This window comes from Haloferax sp. Atlit-12N, assembly GCF_003383095.1.
Classification (GTDB): domain Archaea; phylum Halobacteriota; class Halobacteria; order Halobacteriales; family Haloferacaceae; genus Haloferax.
Map to the genome: position 1 here is coordinate 264,148 of NZ_PSYW01000001.1, position 13,839 is coordinate 277,986.

The window sequence follows — 13,839 nt, forward strand, 5'->3', positions numbered from 1 at the left end:
AGCAATGCAAGTATACACCACGGACACGCCCGCGGCCCGCTCCGGTCGAATCAAGGTCGGAATCGCCGACTACGCCGTCTCCGGCGACGAGAGCACGCTGACCACGAGCGGTCTCGGCTCCTGTATCGGCGTCGCGTTGTACGACTCCGAGACCCGCGTCTCCGGTCTCGCACACGCGATGCTCCCGGAGGCGGACGACGACAGCGAGCCGGCGAAGTTCGTCGACACCGGCATCGAACTCCTGCTCTCGGAGATGCGAGCCGCCGGCGCGGACATCGACCGCGTCGTCGCGAAAATCGCTGGGGGGAGCACCATGTTCGACTTCACCTCGGCCGACGGTGACGGCAGTATCGGCGATAGAAACGTCGCCGCGACGCGAGCGACGCTCGACGGGTTCGGTATAGACGTCGTCGCCGAGGACGTCGGCGGCTCCCACGGTCGGTCGTTGGAACTCGACAGCGAGACCGGTGACCTCCGCGTTCGGAGCGCAAAAAGCGGCAACCACGTCCTCTGAGCGCTGTTTTTGCCGAATTTCGACGAGGCTCTCGACCGGAGTGAACACGTCGAACCCCGACCGCGACCGCCGAGCCGGGTCGCCAACGATACTGCCCTCGACGGCTCGGTTTTCGACCGGGGATATCAGTTCTGATAGCGTCTCGAATAGATTTATGTCGCCCCCTTCGAATGCTTTCACCGACACGGTGCGATATCGCGTGTGACACCACGGACAGCGCTCTGCGCTCTCCGCCGCCCTGAGTCGGGGGACTTGGGGGGAATCGTGCCGTCCTGAACGAGGTGACCCATGTACTTGGACCCGGACGAATACGACCCAGACGAACTTCGACGTATCGCTCGTGACGCTCCACGACCCAGACGGAACGGCGACGGCCGCTTCGACGACGGTAGATTCGATGACAGCCGCTTCGACGACGGCCGGTTCGACGAGCGGAGCCCCTTCCGGTTCGACAACCCGCTTTTCGACCGGAGCCGACAGGAGGCGTCCGAGGCGCTCCGGTCGAGCCAGCTCGAACACCTGCTCGTCCACCAGTCTCGCGGCGAGGAAGACGGCGTCGAAAAGCCGTACCTCCGCTCGCTTCCGGACAAGTACGGCGCTGAGCGCGTCGTCTTCGACTGGCTCGAGTTCCTCGTCCTCAAAGGCGGGTTCAAGCGGGCGATGGACGCCCTCCGGTACTATCAGACGGTCGACTGGGTCACGCCCGACGTCGAGGAGACGCTCCGGGATTACCTCCTCGGCTTCTCCGCTGATGTCGACGAACCGACCGACTTCGACGTCGACGACCACCTGCTGAGCCTGGTCTACGTCGCCCGTCTCTCCTCGATGGTGTGACGCCGACCGCCGGGTCTCGAACACGGTCTCTCCTTCCGACAACCGAGTGTATACCATGACTGCGCGCATCACCCGTCCGCCGAGTCCGAATCGAGTTGATACCGCATGACGAACGACAGAGCCGCCGCTAACGGCGCTGACGCGACGAACGAAGCCGACGAAAGCGGCGTGCCGACGGCCGTCGGCGTCAAGTTCGGGAGCGCCCGGACCGCGCTCGTCTTCGACGACGGCGACGCCGCGACGACGGTTCGGCTCCCTTCGTGCCTCGTCGGCGATGACGACGAAGACGAGGGCGCGCTCGCCGGCGACGGGAGCGGCCGCCACGGCGGGGAGGCGCTCCGACAGCCCTCCGAACGAGGGGAGTTCATGCTCCGCTCGGGCGTCCCCGCGACCGCCCGCGACGCCGAGCGCTTCGAGCGGTTCGTCCGCGAACTCTGCGAGCGACACGACCTCCCAGCGGAGAGCGCCGTCGTCTACGCGATGCCGACAGTCGACGACGAGGTCGGCCTCGCCAACTTCGGCACCGCGGTCGGCGAGTGCGGCATCGGTGAGGCGCTCGCACGGGGCGTCCCCGAATCGCTGTGCGCGTCGATTCCGGCGCTCGGCGACGGAATCGAGGCGGTCGACGAGGTCTTCGTCGCCCTCAACCTCGGCGCGACGAACCTCGAGGCGTGCGCGTACCGACACGGAGAGCGGTTGCTCCCGTTCGTCTCTGCGGAGGCGTCCGGCGACCGCGTCGACCAGCGCATCGCCGAGGCGGTCGAAGCCGAGACCGACGAGCGAGTGACTATCGACCCCGCCACCGCCCGCGAGTACAAGGAGACCCGCGCCGACTTCGACGGCTTCGAGCCATTTACCGACGCGGTCGAACGCGAGGCCGAGGGCGCACACGAGTTCACCGTCGAGCGGGGCGTGATGGAACCGCTGGACGACTACCTCGACAGCGCGGTCGCCGAACTCGGCGACTTCTTCTCGCGGCTGGCGAACTCGCACATGAAGACCTATCAGCTCGCTCGCGCCCGCCCGCTGGTCGTCACCGGAGGGATGGCGTGCATCCCCGGCTTAGTCGAGGAGTTCGAAGCGCGTCTCGCCGCGGAACTCGACCGCCCGGTGAACGTGGTCGTCCCCGACGACCCGGTGGCCGCCGCGGCCGAGGGCGCATACAGGCTCGCGGTGCGGCTCCGCGACGCGGCCTAAACGCTCGGCTCTCGGGTCGTCTCGTTTTCCTCTGTGACTCGTCCAGTTGGCCAGTCGCTGCGTAGCTCAGTCCGTCTCCGACTCGGTCGCCACTGTTCCGCCGTCGCTGACGGAGACCGCTCGGTCGGCGCTCCGGAGGCCGACGATTGCGATGGTCCCCCTGGGGTCGTTCTCCGCGAACCGAAGCTGACCGTTCGAGCGGTCGATTATCCACTGGACCAACCAGAGCCCGAGTCCGCTGATGTGTTGGAGCGGCGTCTCGGTCCCCGATTCGAGGACGGAGAGCTCGGCGTCGGGGACGCCCGGCCCGTTGTCGGCGATTCGAATCTCCACGAAGTCGGTCGAGGTCGCGCTGCGCTCGACCGTGACGCCGACTTCCGGAATGACGCGGTCGTTGTGTTCGAGCGCGTTGTCGATGAGGTGTTTGATGGCCGATTCGACGAGGTCGTCCGCGGAGACCCACGCCTCGTCGGGGAGGCTCCGGTGGACGATGGCCTCGGGGTAATCGGACTCGATGTCGTCCAACTGCGCCTCGATGCGCTCGACGACCTCGACGGGTTCGATTCCGGACGACCCGCGGGTCAACGTCGTGTCGATGTGGCGAGTCTGCTCGCCGAGTTCGACCAGCGACGACGCCTTCCGCTTTATGGTTCGGGCGTGGTCTTTCGACTCGGCGGGGATGCGCTCGTCGAGGAGGAGGTCAGCGTGGCCGAGGATGACGTTCATGTCGTTTCTGAGGTCGTGTCGGAGGACGCGGTTCAGCACCCGGAGGCGCTGTTCGTAGCGATGGCGACTGGTCACGTCCCGCGAGTTCAACACGACGCCGTCGACGGCGGGGTCGTCGAGGAGATTCACGCCGACCGTCTCGAACCGCCGCCACATGCCGTTTTTGTGGCGGATTCTGAACTCCGAGCGCACGGGAGAGTCGCCGGATATCACCTCGTCGAGGCAGCCTGCGACCCGGTCTCTGTCTTCGGGGTGGACGAGGTCGAGCACCGACTCGCCGACGAGCGCGTCGGTCTGATAGCCGAGGACCTCGGTCATCGAGGGGCTCGTGTAGGTCCGTTCGCCGTCCTCGTCGAGGACGGTGATGACGTCCCGGGAGTTCTCGATGAGCGCGCGGAACTCCTCTTCGGTGTGCCGGCGCTCCGTCACGTCGTAGAAGACGAGCAAGAGCGCGCGGTCGTGCGTCTGGTCGCCGACCACTTCGGAACGGATCTCGAAGTAACGGCAGGTGCCTCCCTCTTCGACGACCGCCTCAGCCCTGTCTCGACCCTCCAGAACCGTCCGGACCTCGGCCGGAACGCGAACGCTTTCGAGGACCGGCTCACCGATACACTCGTCCACCGGTCGCTCTAATAGCTCCGAGGCGGCACCGTTCGATTCGACGATTCGGTCCTGTTCGTCGAGGACGACGACTGCGTCCCGCATCTCCGAGAGAATTGCGTCGCGGGCGATAGGTGTGATGTCGAACAGCTGGTGTCTGAACAGTGCCCAGAGCACGACGACCGAACTGACGCCGATAGAGAGGGGGACCGGGTTGATTCGAATCGGGAAAAAGAACTCACCAGCGAGTGCGGCGAGGGGGATGAGACCGGCGACGACGAGAAACCCGGCCTGTCGTCGATGGATGCTCGAACTCCGGAGGTACGTCTTTCCGATGACGGTCAGCCCGGTGAGGGCGACGCCGGACCCGTAAATCACGTGTACGACAAAGGGGAGTTCCGGACCGAGCGGGACGAGATGGTGCAGACCGGCTCCGCCGGAGTTGTCCGGTGCGGTGGCCGCCCAGAGGTCGAGCGAGGACCCGAGGAGTCCGTGAGAGTTGTTCGTCAGCGCGAGGGCGATTGCGACGGCGGGCTCGATGGCGAGGAAGCCGACCACCTGGGTGGTGAGCAGCTGGTCCTCGCCGGCGTAGACGAGGGCGAAGATGAGCCATATCGTGGGGACCACGGCCGCGCCGGCCCAGGCTAGATAGGCGTAGAACAACTCGGCACCCGGCGTCGTCGCGAGAAAGGCGAAGCCGTACGCGGTGGCCCAGATACTCCCGGAGAGCGTCAGGAGCGCGAACGGGAGGCGGACCCGCCGAGAGTAGAGTCGGAACCGACCGAGGACGACGAGCGTCACGACCCCCGCGAGGATGCCCGCGGCGAACAGCGCGTACGCGTACGGGAACTGCCCAACGCTGGTCATGGGTTGGTCGTGGTGAGCATCTGTGAGCCTCTGGAACTGTTATTTCCGATGAGTGTCAAATCGGAGCGATATCAAACGTGTATCCGTTTCTGAACTTAAGCAGTTCGCCCCCTCTATCAACGATGATACTCAGTTCCGTTCGAGAGGCAAGCGGCCGGTTCGAGCGCCTCTCACGCCTCAATAAGGCCCTCATTTACCGGATAGTCGGTTACATTATCAGAGATAACATCACGGTGACTGCTGACGGTTCGCGCGCGGTGTAGAACTGTCGATATTCGGACGTTCGCCCGAACGCTTAATTCGGATGGACGCACACGCAGGGATAGATGCCGCGCGAGTCACGTCGTTCCAACGTCGCCGAAGACCCGAGCGGACCCGGACCCCGTCGGGACACCAGCGACCGGTCGTTCGACTGGGTCGACGCACCGACGAATCGGACGTGGAGCGACGTTGCCCACGAGCGTCTCCTCGCGACGACCGCGGCGGTCACGTCGGACGGCGAGCCGTTTCTCGACGAGATTCCGCGGACGCCGCGGGCCGAGCGGGTGCTTCTCGAATGGTGTGTCCACCTCGTCGAGCGATTGGGCGGCCGCGGCGCGCTGGAGATGGCGTCGTACTACCGCGATATCGGCTGGATAGGCGACGAGCCGCACGACACGATTCGCGAGCGGGTCGTCTCCTTTACGGTCCCCTCGGATTTCGAGGACGCGCCGACAGAAGAGGACCACGTCCGAAGTTTCTCCTACGTCGCCCGACTGTCGGCGATGGCCGAGTCGGAGTGAGTCATCGTCGAACTCGGCGGCCGCTCAGAGGCCGAGTTCGCGGCCGATGATAAGGTGTTGAATCTCGCTCGTCCCCTCGCCGATTTCCATGAGCTTCGCGTCGCGGTAGAACCGCTGGGGGGCGAAATCGGTCGTGTAGCCGTACCCGCCGAGCACCTGCACCGCGTCCTCGGCGACCTCGCGGGCGGCCTCCGAGGCGTCGAGTTTCGCCAGCGCGGACTCCCGGCTGACCCGCTCGCCGGCGTCGTATCGCGTCGCCGCCTTGTGGGTGAGGAGTCGCGCGCGCTCGGTCTTGCGATGCATCGAAACGAGTTTGTCGCGGATGGCGTCGAACTTCGAAATCGGCCGGTCGAACTGCTCGCGCTCTTGGGCGTACGATTTCGCGTGACCGTACGCGCCCTCGGCGAGTCCAACCGAGAGCGCCGCGATGGAGATGCGGCCGCCGTCGAGCGTCTTCATGGTCTGCTTCCAGCCCTCGCCTTCCTCGCCGAGGAGTCGGTCCTCCGGGACCCAGCAGTCGTCGAAGGAGAGCTCGCAGGTCGGCGAGCAGTTGAGGCCCATCTTGTCCCACTCGGTCGTCACCTCGAAGCCGTCGTCGTTCTCCGGGTCGACGATGAACGTCGAGATGCCGTCGTAGCCCGCGCCGGGGTCCGTGACTGCCTTCACGAGGATGGAGCCGGCGACGCTCGCGTTCGTGATGAACTGCTTCGTTCCGTTGATGACGTAGCCGTCGCCGTCCCGCTCTGCGACGGTGTCCATGTCGCTGGCGTCGCTTCCGGAACCGGGTTCGGTCAGCGCCCAGCCGCCGAGGTACTCGCCGGTCGCCAGCGGCGTGAGCCAGCGTTCCTTCTGCTCGTCGGTGCCGAACAGCTCGATGGGCTTCGACGCGAGGCTGACGTGGGCGGCGTACGACAGGCCGATACCGCCCGAGACGCGACCGAGTTCTTCCACGACGAGAGCGTACATCAGTTGGTCGCCGCCGAGACCGCCGTACGCCTCGTCGATGGGGACGCCCATCACGTCCAACTCGGCCAACTGGTCGAATATCTCCGCGGGGAACCGGTGTTCGTCCTCGATGTCCTGCGCGATGGGCGCGATTTCTTCCTCGCAGAACTCGCGGACGGTGTCACGAATCATCCGGTGTTCGGCCGGGATGTCGAAGTCCATGCGACCAACTATCCTCGTGGCGGACATAAACTAATCGAACGACCATGAAGGATTGAGCCTCGCGGGCGGCGAAGTGGAGGCGGCCGACCGCTTTCGGGCCGACCATCCCCGACTCGTCCGCTCCCACCGCGTGGGAATAGGCGTCCGGGTCTTTTTGCGCCGCGGTCCGACGTTCTCGTATGTACTCCCACATCCTCTTTCCGACCGACGGCAGCGACTGTGCGGACGCCGCCTTGGACCACGCAATCGAACACGCCCGCACCTACGACGCGACGCTCGTGGCGCTCTACGTCGCGGACGTGCGCGAGGTCGGCTACGCCGCGCCCGCGCTCTCGCTCGAACGGGTCCGCGAGGCGCTCCTCGAAAGTGGCGATCAGGTGTTAGGTCGCGTCGCCGAGAGAGCCCGTGAGGCCGGTGTCGAGGTCGAGACCGTCGTCACCGAGGGCACCCCCGCGAGCGAGATTATCCGCCACGCCGACGAGCGGGACATCGACCTCGTCGTGATGGGAACTCACGGTCGAAGTGGCATCGACCGCTATCTCATCGGCAGCGTCGCCGAGCGGGTCGTCCGCGGCTCCGACGCGCCCGTGTTGACCGTCCGACAGGAATCGTCGTAGGCCCACGAGGTTAAGCCGCCCCTCGTCTTACGGGGGTGCATGGACCTCCGTCGGCTCGTCCGCGGCCGCCTCGGGTGGCCGCGTCTGGAGACGGTCGCCCGCGAACTCGCCCGGCGATACGACCGCGACACCCTCCACATCCGATTTCTCGAGGCGGACAACTGGCTTTCGACCCCGATGGTCGTCGACGACGAGTGGTTCGTGAAGGTCATCTCCAAACAGAACTCGCTCGTCCACGCCGTGTTCACGACCGGGCGGAACCTCGGCGCGTTCTCCAGCGGGACGGAGGGCTTTTTCGGCCACTTCGGGACGCCGTTAGAGATGGCCGAACACGAACTCGAAGCGACGAAGCGACTCCGCGACATCGGACTGCAAGCCCCCGCACCGGTCGAGGCGTTCGAGGTGGACGGCCTCGGCGTCCTCGTCCTCGAATATCTGCCGAACTTCCACACGCTCGACACCGCCCCGCGAGCGGAAGTCGAACGGCTCGCGCCCGAGTTGTTCGCGGCGCTCGCGGAGATGCACGACAACCACCTCGCCCACGGCGACCTCAGGGCCGAGAACGTCCTCGTTCGCGAGGACGGCATCTACTTCATCGACGCGACGAACGTCAACGACGAGGGGATGCGCGACGCCCGCGCGTACGACCTCGCCTGCGGACTGGCCGCGCTCGAACCCCTCGTCGGCCCCAAGCAGGCCGTCGCCGCGGCGCTCGACTCCTACGAGGTCGAGGCGCTCTTGGACGCCGTCGACTTCCTCGACTTCGTCAACATCCGGCCCGACCACGACTTCGACGCCGCGTCGCTCAAAGGCGAGATTGAAAAGCACGCGGCGTAGCTGTCTCCGGTTCTCTGCGTCTCTACGACCGACTCACTCGCAGGGGAGCGTCCCGTCGTAGCTCGCGTCGCCGACCACGACGACGCCGCACATCGCCGTCGAGCCGTGGATACCGCAGTCGTACTGGTAGACGCCGGGGTCGTCGAACCGGTAGGTGACCCGCCCGTCACGGCCGACCGTCTCGGACTGAAACGACCAATCGGCTGCCGCGTCGTCGAAACTCGCCGCGCGGACGTTGTGTTGAAGCGCCTCCCCGTTTTCCCACGTGACCGTCGTCCCCGGCTCGACCGAGAGCCGCATCGGTGAGAAGGCGACACCTTCCATGACGACGAGCGAGCCGGACGCATCGCCTGACGCCGGTTCGGTCGTCGAACCCGGTGATTCGCTCGTCGGCGTCGGCGACGCTGTCGGTGTCGGTGTTGATGTCGCCGTCGCCGTTTGACTCGGAGACGACGCCGTCGTCTCGGTCGGGGGCGATTCCGTCTCCTCGCTCGGTAGCTCCGTCTGGTCGCCACCCGTACAGCCGGCGAGCAGTCCGATTCCGGCGGTCACAGCGGCAAGGGCTCGTCGTCTCGTGAGTCGCATACCGGTGGTCGGACCACCCGAAGAATAAGCGATGTCCCAAATCCCGCCCGATTGGAACCCCATCTCGCCGACAACGGCGAGGGGTCGCGGGCGGAACGCGGTTCTGGGAGCGTTCGGCCGCGGGTCGCGCCCGCGGCTCGTGAGTTACTCGCCCTCGACGCCCTCGTAGTCCGCGCCGCCCATGTAGAGCCGCGAGACTTCGGGGTCGTCGAGGAGGCCGTCGGCGTCGCCCTCGTAGGCGACGGTCCCCTGGTCGAGGACGTAACCGCGGTCGGAGATGCCGAGCCCCTCTCGGGCGTTCTGCTCGACCATCAGGACCGCCGTTCCGAGTTCGTTCACCTTCTTCACGTCCTCGAACACCGACTTGACGATGTTGGGCGCGAGGCCCGCCGAGGGCTCGTCGATGAGGAGCACTTCGGGCTCCATCACGAGCGCGCGGGCGAACGCGAGCACCTGCCGCTGGCCGCCCGAGAGCGTCCGCGCCTTCGCCGAGCGCTTCTCGTCGAGAATCGAGAACTGGTCGTACAGCTCGTCGATTCGGGCCTGCAGGCCCCCGGAGCGAGCGACGCCGCCCATCTTGAGGTTCTCGTCGATGGTGAGAGACGAAAAGACGTTGTCCACCTGCGGGACGTAGCCCATCCCGACGCGGACGAGGTCCTCCGGCTCCTCGCCGGTGATGTCTCGCCCGCCCAGTTCGACCGAGCCGGTCCACGGCTTGAGGAGGCCGAACACCGTCTTGAGGACGGTCGACTTCCCCGCGCCGTTCGGGCCGATGATGCAGACGATTTCGTCCGATTTGAGGTGGAGCGTCAGGTCGCGGAGGACCTGCACCTCGCCGTAGCCGCTGTCGACGCCCGAGACGTCGAGTGCGCGGTTGCTCATGGGCCGGCCCCCCCAAGGTACGCCTCGATGACGCGGTCGTCAGAGCGGACTTCGTCCGGCGAGCCCTCCATGAGCACCTTCCCTTGGTCGAGAACGATGATGGGGTCTGCGAGGTCCATGATAAACGGCATGTCGTGTTCGATGATGAGGAAGGTCTGGCCCTCCTCGTTGAGTTCGCGGATGAACCGCTTGATGTCGTTTGCGAGCGTCGGGTTGACGCCGGCGACCGGCTCGTCCAAGAGCAAGATGTCGGGGTTCGTCGTGAACGCCCGCGCAAGCTCGACGAGCTTCATCTGCCCGCCGGAGAGGTCGGTCGACGGCTGGTCGATGAGATGCCCGATTTCGAACCGTTCGAGCAACTCGCGCGTCTGTTCGATGTTCGCCCGCTCCTCTTCGGTCACGTCGGAGCCGGAGAAGAAAAGCGAGAAGATGGACTCGCCTTTCTGCGGGCCGGGGCCGACGAGCATCGCCTCGCGGACGGACATCCCCTCCAGCCGACGGGGCGTCTGGAAGGTCCGAACGAGTCCCTTTCGGGCGCGCTCGTGCGGTTCGAGGTCGGTCACTTCCTCCCCGTTGACGGTGACGTGGCCGGCGTCGTTCTCGTAGAAGCCGGAGATGAGGTTGAACAGCGTGGACTTCCCCGCGCCGTTCGGCCCGATCATTCCGGTGATGGTCCCGCGGTCGACCTCGATGGAGACGCCGTCGGTGGCGACGAGGCCGCCGAACGCCTTCTCCAAGTCGGTCGTCTTCAGGACGACGTCGTCCTTGCCGAGGTGGGCACCCTCGTACGCGCCGTCGTTCATCTGTCGTCACCCCCGTTCGAGGCGGTGCCGCCGTCCGGGACAGCACCCGACGGTGACGCGCCACCGGTACTGCTCTCGTCGCGCGCCGCCGGCCAGATGAGTTCGTCCTTCGGAGGGAGGAGCCCGTCCTGCCGGAAGCGCATGATGAGGATGATGAGCCCGCCGACGAACAGCAGTCGGAGCGGGGCCAAGTCGATGCCGAGCGTCTGGATGAACCCGATGTCGTTGAGGAAGCGCGTCCCCTCGCGGATGGCGATGACGACGGCCGCGCCGACGACCGCTCCGCGGTTCGACCCGGTCCCGCCGAGGATGACGGCGATCCAGATGTAGAACGTCGTCAGGGGGACGAGGTCCGAGGGGTCGATGTAGAGGTTCAAGTGCGCGTAGAACGCCCCGGCGACGGCCATGATGACCGAGCCGATGACGAACGCCTGCATCTTGAACTGGTAGGTGTTTTTACCGAGCGCCTTCGCGAGGTCCTCGTCGGACCGGATGGTCCGGAGGACGCGCCCCCACGGCGACCGGTGGACGCGCCGGAGGAACAGGTAGACGACCGCGAGGAGGACGACCACGATTGCGGCCGTCGTCGCGGCGTCTGTCAGCGGGAGCCACGACATGAGGTTCGGGATGCCGCTGATACCGCTCGAACCGGCGGTCCACCGGCGCTCGTTGAGGATGATGGCGCGAATGACCTCGGCCAGTCCGAGGCTGGCGATGGCGAGGTAGTCCTCGCGCAGGCGGAGCGTCGGGATGCCGATAAGCACCGCGATGAACGCGCTCACGACGATTGCCGCGAGGAACCCGAACACCGGGTGGAGTCCGAGTCCGAGCGGGGAGTTCGGTGCGGTCAACAGCGCGGCGCAGTAGGCGCCGATGCCCCAGAACGCGGCGACGGAGAAGTTGATGAGTCCGGCGTAGCCCCACTGGACGTTGAGTCCGAGCGAGAGCAGGGCGTACATCCCGACGAGCGCGATTTGGAACAGGAGGAACCGCGGTCCGATGACGCCGGTGAGGACGCCGACGACGAGCAGCAGCGTGATGAGTCCGAGCGTGGCGAAGATGCGCCGCTCGGTCGCGTCGCGGACGAGCGTCTCGCTCACCCACGAGGACACGGCGCTCATCCGCTATCACCCGCGATTCCGCTCGGGCGAACGAGCAGGATGGCGACCATGATGACGAACGCGACGGCCGCGGCGTACCGCGAGCCGACTGGAATGATGCCCCACTGGTTGAAAAGCGGAACCAGCTCGTGGACCATCCCGATGACGAGGCCGCCGAGCATCGCGCCGTAGACGGAGCCGATGCCGCCGAGGATGACCGCGGCGAAGACAATGAGCAGGATGTCGAAGCCCATCCGCGGGCGGACGAGTTCCTCCAGCCCGAGGAAGACGCCGCCGGCCGCGGCGAGCGCGCCGCCGATGAGCCACATGGCGAGGATGACCTCGCTGGTCCGAATCCCGCTGACCCGCGCGAGGTCCGCGTTGTCGGCGGTCGCGCGCATCTTCCGACCGAGCGTCGTCCGCGTCAGCGTCAGGTGCAGCGCGGTCACGAGCACGATGGTGAGCGTTACGACGACGAGGTTGCGCGGCGTGACCGCGATACCGAGCGTCTCGCGGACCCACGGAATCGGCCCCTGTCGGGGGACGCCGTAGCGCTCGGCTTCGGTCCCGAACGACAGGAAGACGAGCGCCCGATAGACGAGCGCGACCCCGATACTGGAGATGAGCAGGCCGATGGAGTCTGCCCCCTTCACCGGTTGGTAGACGACGCGGTCGGTGATGACTGAGATGACCGCCGCCGCCCCCATGCCGAACGCGAGCGCGAGGAAGAACCAAAGCGGCAGGCCAAACACGCCCGCGTCGCCCAGCATCGGTCGGAGGAACCCGACCGAGAACAGCGCGGAGAACGCCCCCACGGTCATGAGGTCGCCGTGGGCGAAGTTCGCGAAGTCCGCGATGCTGTAGACGAGTGACAGCCCGATGGCCGCGAGGACGATGATGCTCGAAAACACCACGCCGTTGGCGACGTACTGGAAGGGGCTGATTTGGAGCGGTATCACGGCTCCGGAACCCTCCCAACGGTCGGTCGGCGTCCGTTCCGTGCGTGCATGGTTAGCTCGTGATGTAGTCGCCGAAGACGTACTCGTGGTCCTGGACGCTGTAAATCTGGTAGTAGCCCGGCGGGTCGCCGTTCTCGTCGAGGTCGACCGGACCGCTGACGCCCTGATAGTTGATGTCGCTCGGCGAGCCGCCGTCGCGGAGGACGGCCGCGGCCTCCTCGAAGTTGAAGACCTCCTCGCCCTCGGGACGGGTCACGTCGCGGACGACGGACGCGAGCGCCTCGCCGGAGAACTCGTCGGCTGCCTCGATGGCGAGCGCCGCCACCGTGACGGCGTCGTAGGCGTACGCCGACCAGACCGTCGGCGTCGCGTCGTAGTTCTCCTCGAACGCGGAGACGAAGTTCTGGTAGTTCTCCTGGTCCTGCGGGGCGCTCTCGGTGATGCCTTTCATGCCGTCCATGCTGCCCGCGGGGGTGTTTTCGATGATTGAGTCGGCGACGGTGGACTCCGCGCCGTAGTAGTCCACAGCGGTGTTGTAGCCCTGGTCGAACCCCTCGTTGACCATGACGGTGTACTCGTTGGCGTACGTGATGAACACCCACGCGGAGGCGTCCGTCGAGGCCATCTCGGTGAGGATGCCGCTGTACGACGACTGTCCCTGGTCGTGGGGCTCGTTGTAGGCGACGGTGCCCCCGAGTTCTGACTCGAACGTCTCGGCGAACACGTCGGAGAGGCCCGTCCCGTAGTCGTTGTTGATCCACGTGACGGCGACGGTGTCGTGGCCGTCGTCGCTGACGAGATTGGCGAGCGCTTGCCCCTTTGCGGCCCCGGAGGGACTCATGCGGAGCAGGTCCGGCCGCGACGTGAGTTCGGGGCTCGTGCTGTTCTGGCTGATTTGGACGACGCCGGCGTCGTTGGTGACGCTGTCGTGGATGGCGATGGAGACGCCCGAGCCGACAGAGCCGATGAGAAGCGGCACGCCGTCCTGGTTGACGAGTTTCTGCGCGCCGTTGACCCCGCCCTGGTTCGTACTCTCGTCGTCCTCGACGGAGATTCTTAGCGACGCCCCCTCGGAGCCGATGCCTGCCTCGTTGATGGCGGCGAGGGCGAGTTCGCGACCGCGGGTGTTGCGCTCGCCGTAGGGCGCGAGCGACCCGGTGAGCGAGTCGACCATGCCGATGGTGTACGACTCGCCGCTGCCACCGCTTTCCTCGGTGGTCGTAGTGGTCTCCTCACCGCCGCCACCGCCACTCTCCTCAGTCGTCGTGGCCGTGGTCGTGCCCTCGTCTTCGCCTTCGAGACAACCGGCGGTCGCCCCGACAAGTGAGAGCCCCGACAGCTTCAGCAGCGTTCTGCGGTCCATGTCGTG

14 protein-coding genes are annotated in these 13,839 nt (G+C 66.4%); 6 read left to right on the forward strand and 8 right to left on the reverse strand.

The annotated features are described in order from the left end of the window. Nucleotides 1–4: 4 nt before the first annotated feature. The 3 genes from C5B90_RS01390 (at nt 5) to C5B90_RS01400 (ending at nt 2,545) form a co-directional block, all read left to right on the forward strand. Nucleotides 5–514 (forward strand): chemotaxis protein CheD, encoded by a 510-nt coding sequence (locus C5B90_RS01390; protein ID WP_115878490.1) that lies wholly within the window; start codon nt 5–7, stop codon nt 512–514. A 288-nt stretch (nt 515–802) separates the two neighbouring features. Then, entirely contained in the window at nt 803–1,348 is a 546-nt protein-coding gene (locus tag C5B90_RS01395) for a FlaD/FlaE family flagellar protein (RefSeq protein ID WP_115878493.1), read from the forward strand. 105 nt (nt 1,349–1,453) lie between these two features. Beyond that, a complete protein-coding gene (locus tag C5B90_RS01400) occupies nt 1,454–2,545 on the forward strand; it encodes a hypothetical protein (RefSeq protein WP_115878495.1) in 1,092 nt (363 codons plus the stop codon). Nucleotides 2,546–2,611: 66 nt separating this feature from the next. Here C5B90_RS01400 and C5B90_RS01405 read toward each other — a convergent pair whose 3' ends face one another. Continuing rightward, on the reverse strand, nt 2,612–4,738 hold the full coding sequence (locus C5B90_RS01405; RefSeq protein WP_115878497.1) for a histidine kinase N-terminal 7TM domain-containing protein: 2,127 nt from the start codon (nt 4,736–4,738) through the stop codon (nt 2,612–2,614). A gap of 326 nt (nt 4,739–5,064) precedes the next feature. Here C5B90_RS01405 and C5B90_RS01410 point away from each other — a divergent pair, with 326 nt between their 5' ends. Beyond that, entirely contained in the window at nt 5,065–5,520 is a 456-nt protein-coding gene (locus C5B90_RS01410; RefSeq protein ID WP_115878499.1) for a FlaD/FlaE family flagellar protein, read from the forward strand. Nucleotides 5,521–5,544: 24 nt separating this feature from the next. Here C5B90_RS01410 and C5B90_RS01415 read toward each other — a convergent pair whose 3' ends face one another. Then, entirely contained in the window at nt 5,545–6,687 is a 1,143-nt protein-coding gene (locus C5B90_RS01415; protein WP_115878502.1) for an acyl-CoA dehydrogenase family protein, read from the reverse strand. A gap of 179 nt (nt 6,688–6,866) precedes the next feature. On the opposite strand from C5B90_RS01415, the gene C5B90_RS01420 reads away from it, so the two are divergent. Together C5B90_RS01420 and C5B90_RS01425 are read left to right on the forward strand one after the other, a co-directional pair. Next, complete coding sequence (locus C5B90_RS01420; RefSeq protein ID WP_115878505.1) at nt 6,867–7,304, forward strand: universal stress protein; 438 nt, start codon at nt 6,867–6,869, stop codon at nt 7,302–7,304. Between the two features lie 39 nt (nt 7,305–7,343). After that, on the forward strand, nt 7,344–8,141 hold the full coding sequence (locus C5B90_RS01425; protein WP_115878508.1) for an RIO1 family regulatory kinase/ATPase: 798 nt from the start codon (nt 7,344–7,346) through the stop codon (nt 8,139–8,141). A 33-nt stretch (nt 8,142–8,174) separates the two neighbouring features. Here the strand turns inward: C5B90_RS01425 and C5B90_RS01430 are convergent, their stop codons facing one another. The 6 genes from C5B90_RS01430 to C5B90_RS01455 form a co-directional block, all read right to left on the reverse strand. Next, on the reverse strand, nt 8,175–8,726 hold the full coding sequence (locus C5B90_RS01430) for a plastocyanin/azurin family copper-binding protein (protein ID WP_115878511.1): 552 nt from the start codon (nt 8,724–8,726) through the stop codon (nt 8,175–8,177). Nucleotides 8,727–8,870: 144 nt separating this feature from the next. After that, on the reverse strand, nt 8,871–9,608 hold the full coding sequence (locus tag C5B90_RS01435) for an ABC transporter ATP-binding protein (protein ID WP_115878513.1): 738 nt from the start codon (nt 9,606–9,608) through the stop codon (nt 8,871–8,873). Further along, nucleotides 9,605–10,411 (reverse strand): ABC transporter ATP-binding protein, encoded by an 807-nt coding sequence (locus C5B90_RS01440; protein ID WP_115878515.1) that lies wholly within the window; start codon nt 10,409–10,411, stop codon nt 9,605–9,607. The genes C5B90_RS01435 and C5B90_RS01440 overlap by 4 nt, the downstream gene beginning before the upstream one ends. Beyond that, nucleotides 10,408–11,532, reverse strand: coding sequence for a branched-chain amino acid ABC transporter permease (locus C5B90_RS01445; RefSeq protein WP_115878517.1), 1,125 nt, complete (start codon nt 11,530–11,532; stop codon nt 10,408–10,410). The genes C5B90_RS01440 and C5B90_RS01445 overlap by 4 nt, the downstream gene beginning before the upstream one ends. Continuing rightward, entirely contained in the window at nt 11,529–12,470 is a 942-nt protein-coding gene (locus C5B90_RS01450; RefSeq protein ID WP_115878520.1) for a branched-chain amino acid ABC transporter permease, read from the reverse strand. Before C5B90_RS01450 ends, C5B90_RS01445 begins: the two co-directional genes overlap by 4 nt. 52 nt (nt 12,471–12,522) lie before the next feature. Next, entirely contained in the window at nt 12,523–13,833 is a 1,311-nt protein-coding gene (locus C5B90_RS01455; RefSeq protein WP_199517451.1) for an ABC transporter substrate-binding protein, read from the reverse strand. Nucleotides 13,834–13,839 lie beyond the last annotated feature (6 nt).

Excerpts from the sequence above, each read along its gene's own strand:
- C5B90_RS01390 (WP_115878490.1), top strand. The coding sequence starts at position 5 with ATGCAAGTATACACCACGGACACGCCCGCGGCCCGCTCCGGTCGAATC.
- C5B90_RS01395 (WP_115878493.1), top strand. The coding sequence starts at position 803 with ATGTACTTGGACCCGGACGAATACGACCCAGACGAACTTCGACGTATC.
- C5B90_RS01400 (WP_115878495.1), top strand. The coding sequence starts at position 1,454 with ATGACGAACGACAGAGCCGCCGCTAACGGCGCTGACGCGACGAACGAA.
- C5B90_RS01405 (WP_115878497.1), bottom strand. The coding sequence starts at position 4,738 with ATGACCAGCGTTGGGCAGTTCCCGTACGCGTACGCGCTGTTCGCCGCG.
- C5B90_RS01410 (WP_115878499.1), top strand. The coding sequence starts at position 5,065 with ATGCCGCGCGAGTCACGTCGTTCCAACGTCGCCGAAGACCCGAGCGGA.
- C5B90_RS01415 (WP_115878502.1), bottom strand. The coding sequence starts at position 6,687 with ATGGACTTCGACATCCCGGCCGAACACCGGATGATTCGTGACACCGTC.
- C5B90_RS01420 (WP_115878505.1), top strand. The coding sequence starts at position 6,867 with ATGTACTCCCACATCCTCTTTCCGACCGACGGCAGCGACTGTGCGGAC.
- C5B90_RS01425 (WP_115878508.1), top strand. The coding sequence starts at position 7,344 with ATGGACCTCCGTCGGCTCGTCCGCGGCCGCCTCGGGTGGCCGCGTCTG.
- C5B90_RS01430 (WP_115878511.1), bottom strand. The coding sequence starts at position 8,726 with ATGCGACTCACGAGACGACGAGCCCTTGCCGCTGTGACCGCCGGAATC.
- C5B90_RS01435 (WP_115878513.1), bottom strand. The coding sequence starts at position 9,608 with ATGAGCAACCGCGCACTCGACGTCTCGGGCGTCGACAGCGGCTACGGC.
- C5B90_RS01440 (WP_115878515.1), bottom strand. The coding sequence starts at position 10,411 with ATGAACGACGGCGCGTACGAGGGTGCCCACCTCGGCAAGGACGACGTC.
- C5B90_RS01445 (WP_115878517.1), bottom strand. The coding sequence starts at position 11,532 with ATGAGCGCCGTGTCCTCGTGGGTGAGCGAGACGCTCGTCCGCGACGCG.
- C5B90_RS01455 (WP_199517451.1), bottom strand. The coding sequence starts at position 13,833 with ATGGACCGCAGAACGCTGCTGAAGCTGTCGGGGCTCTCACTTGTCGGG.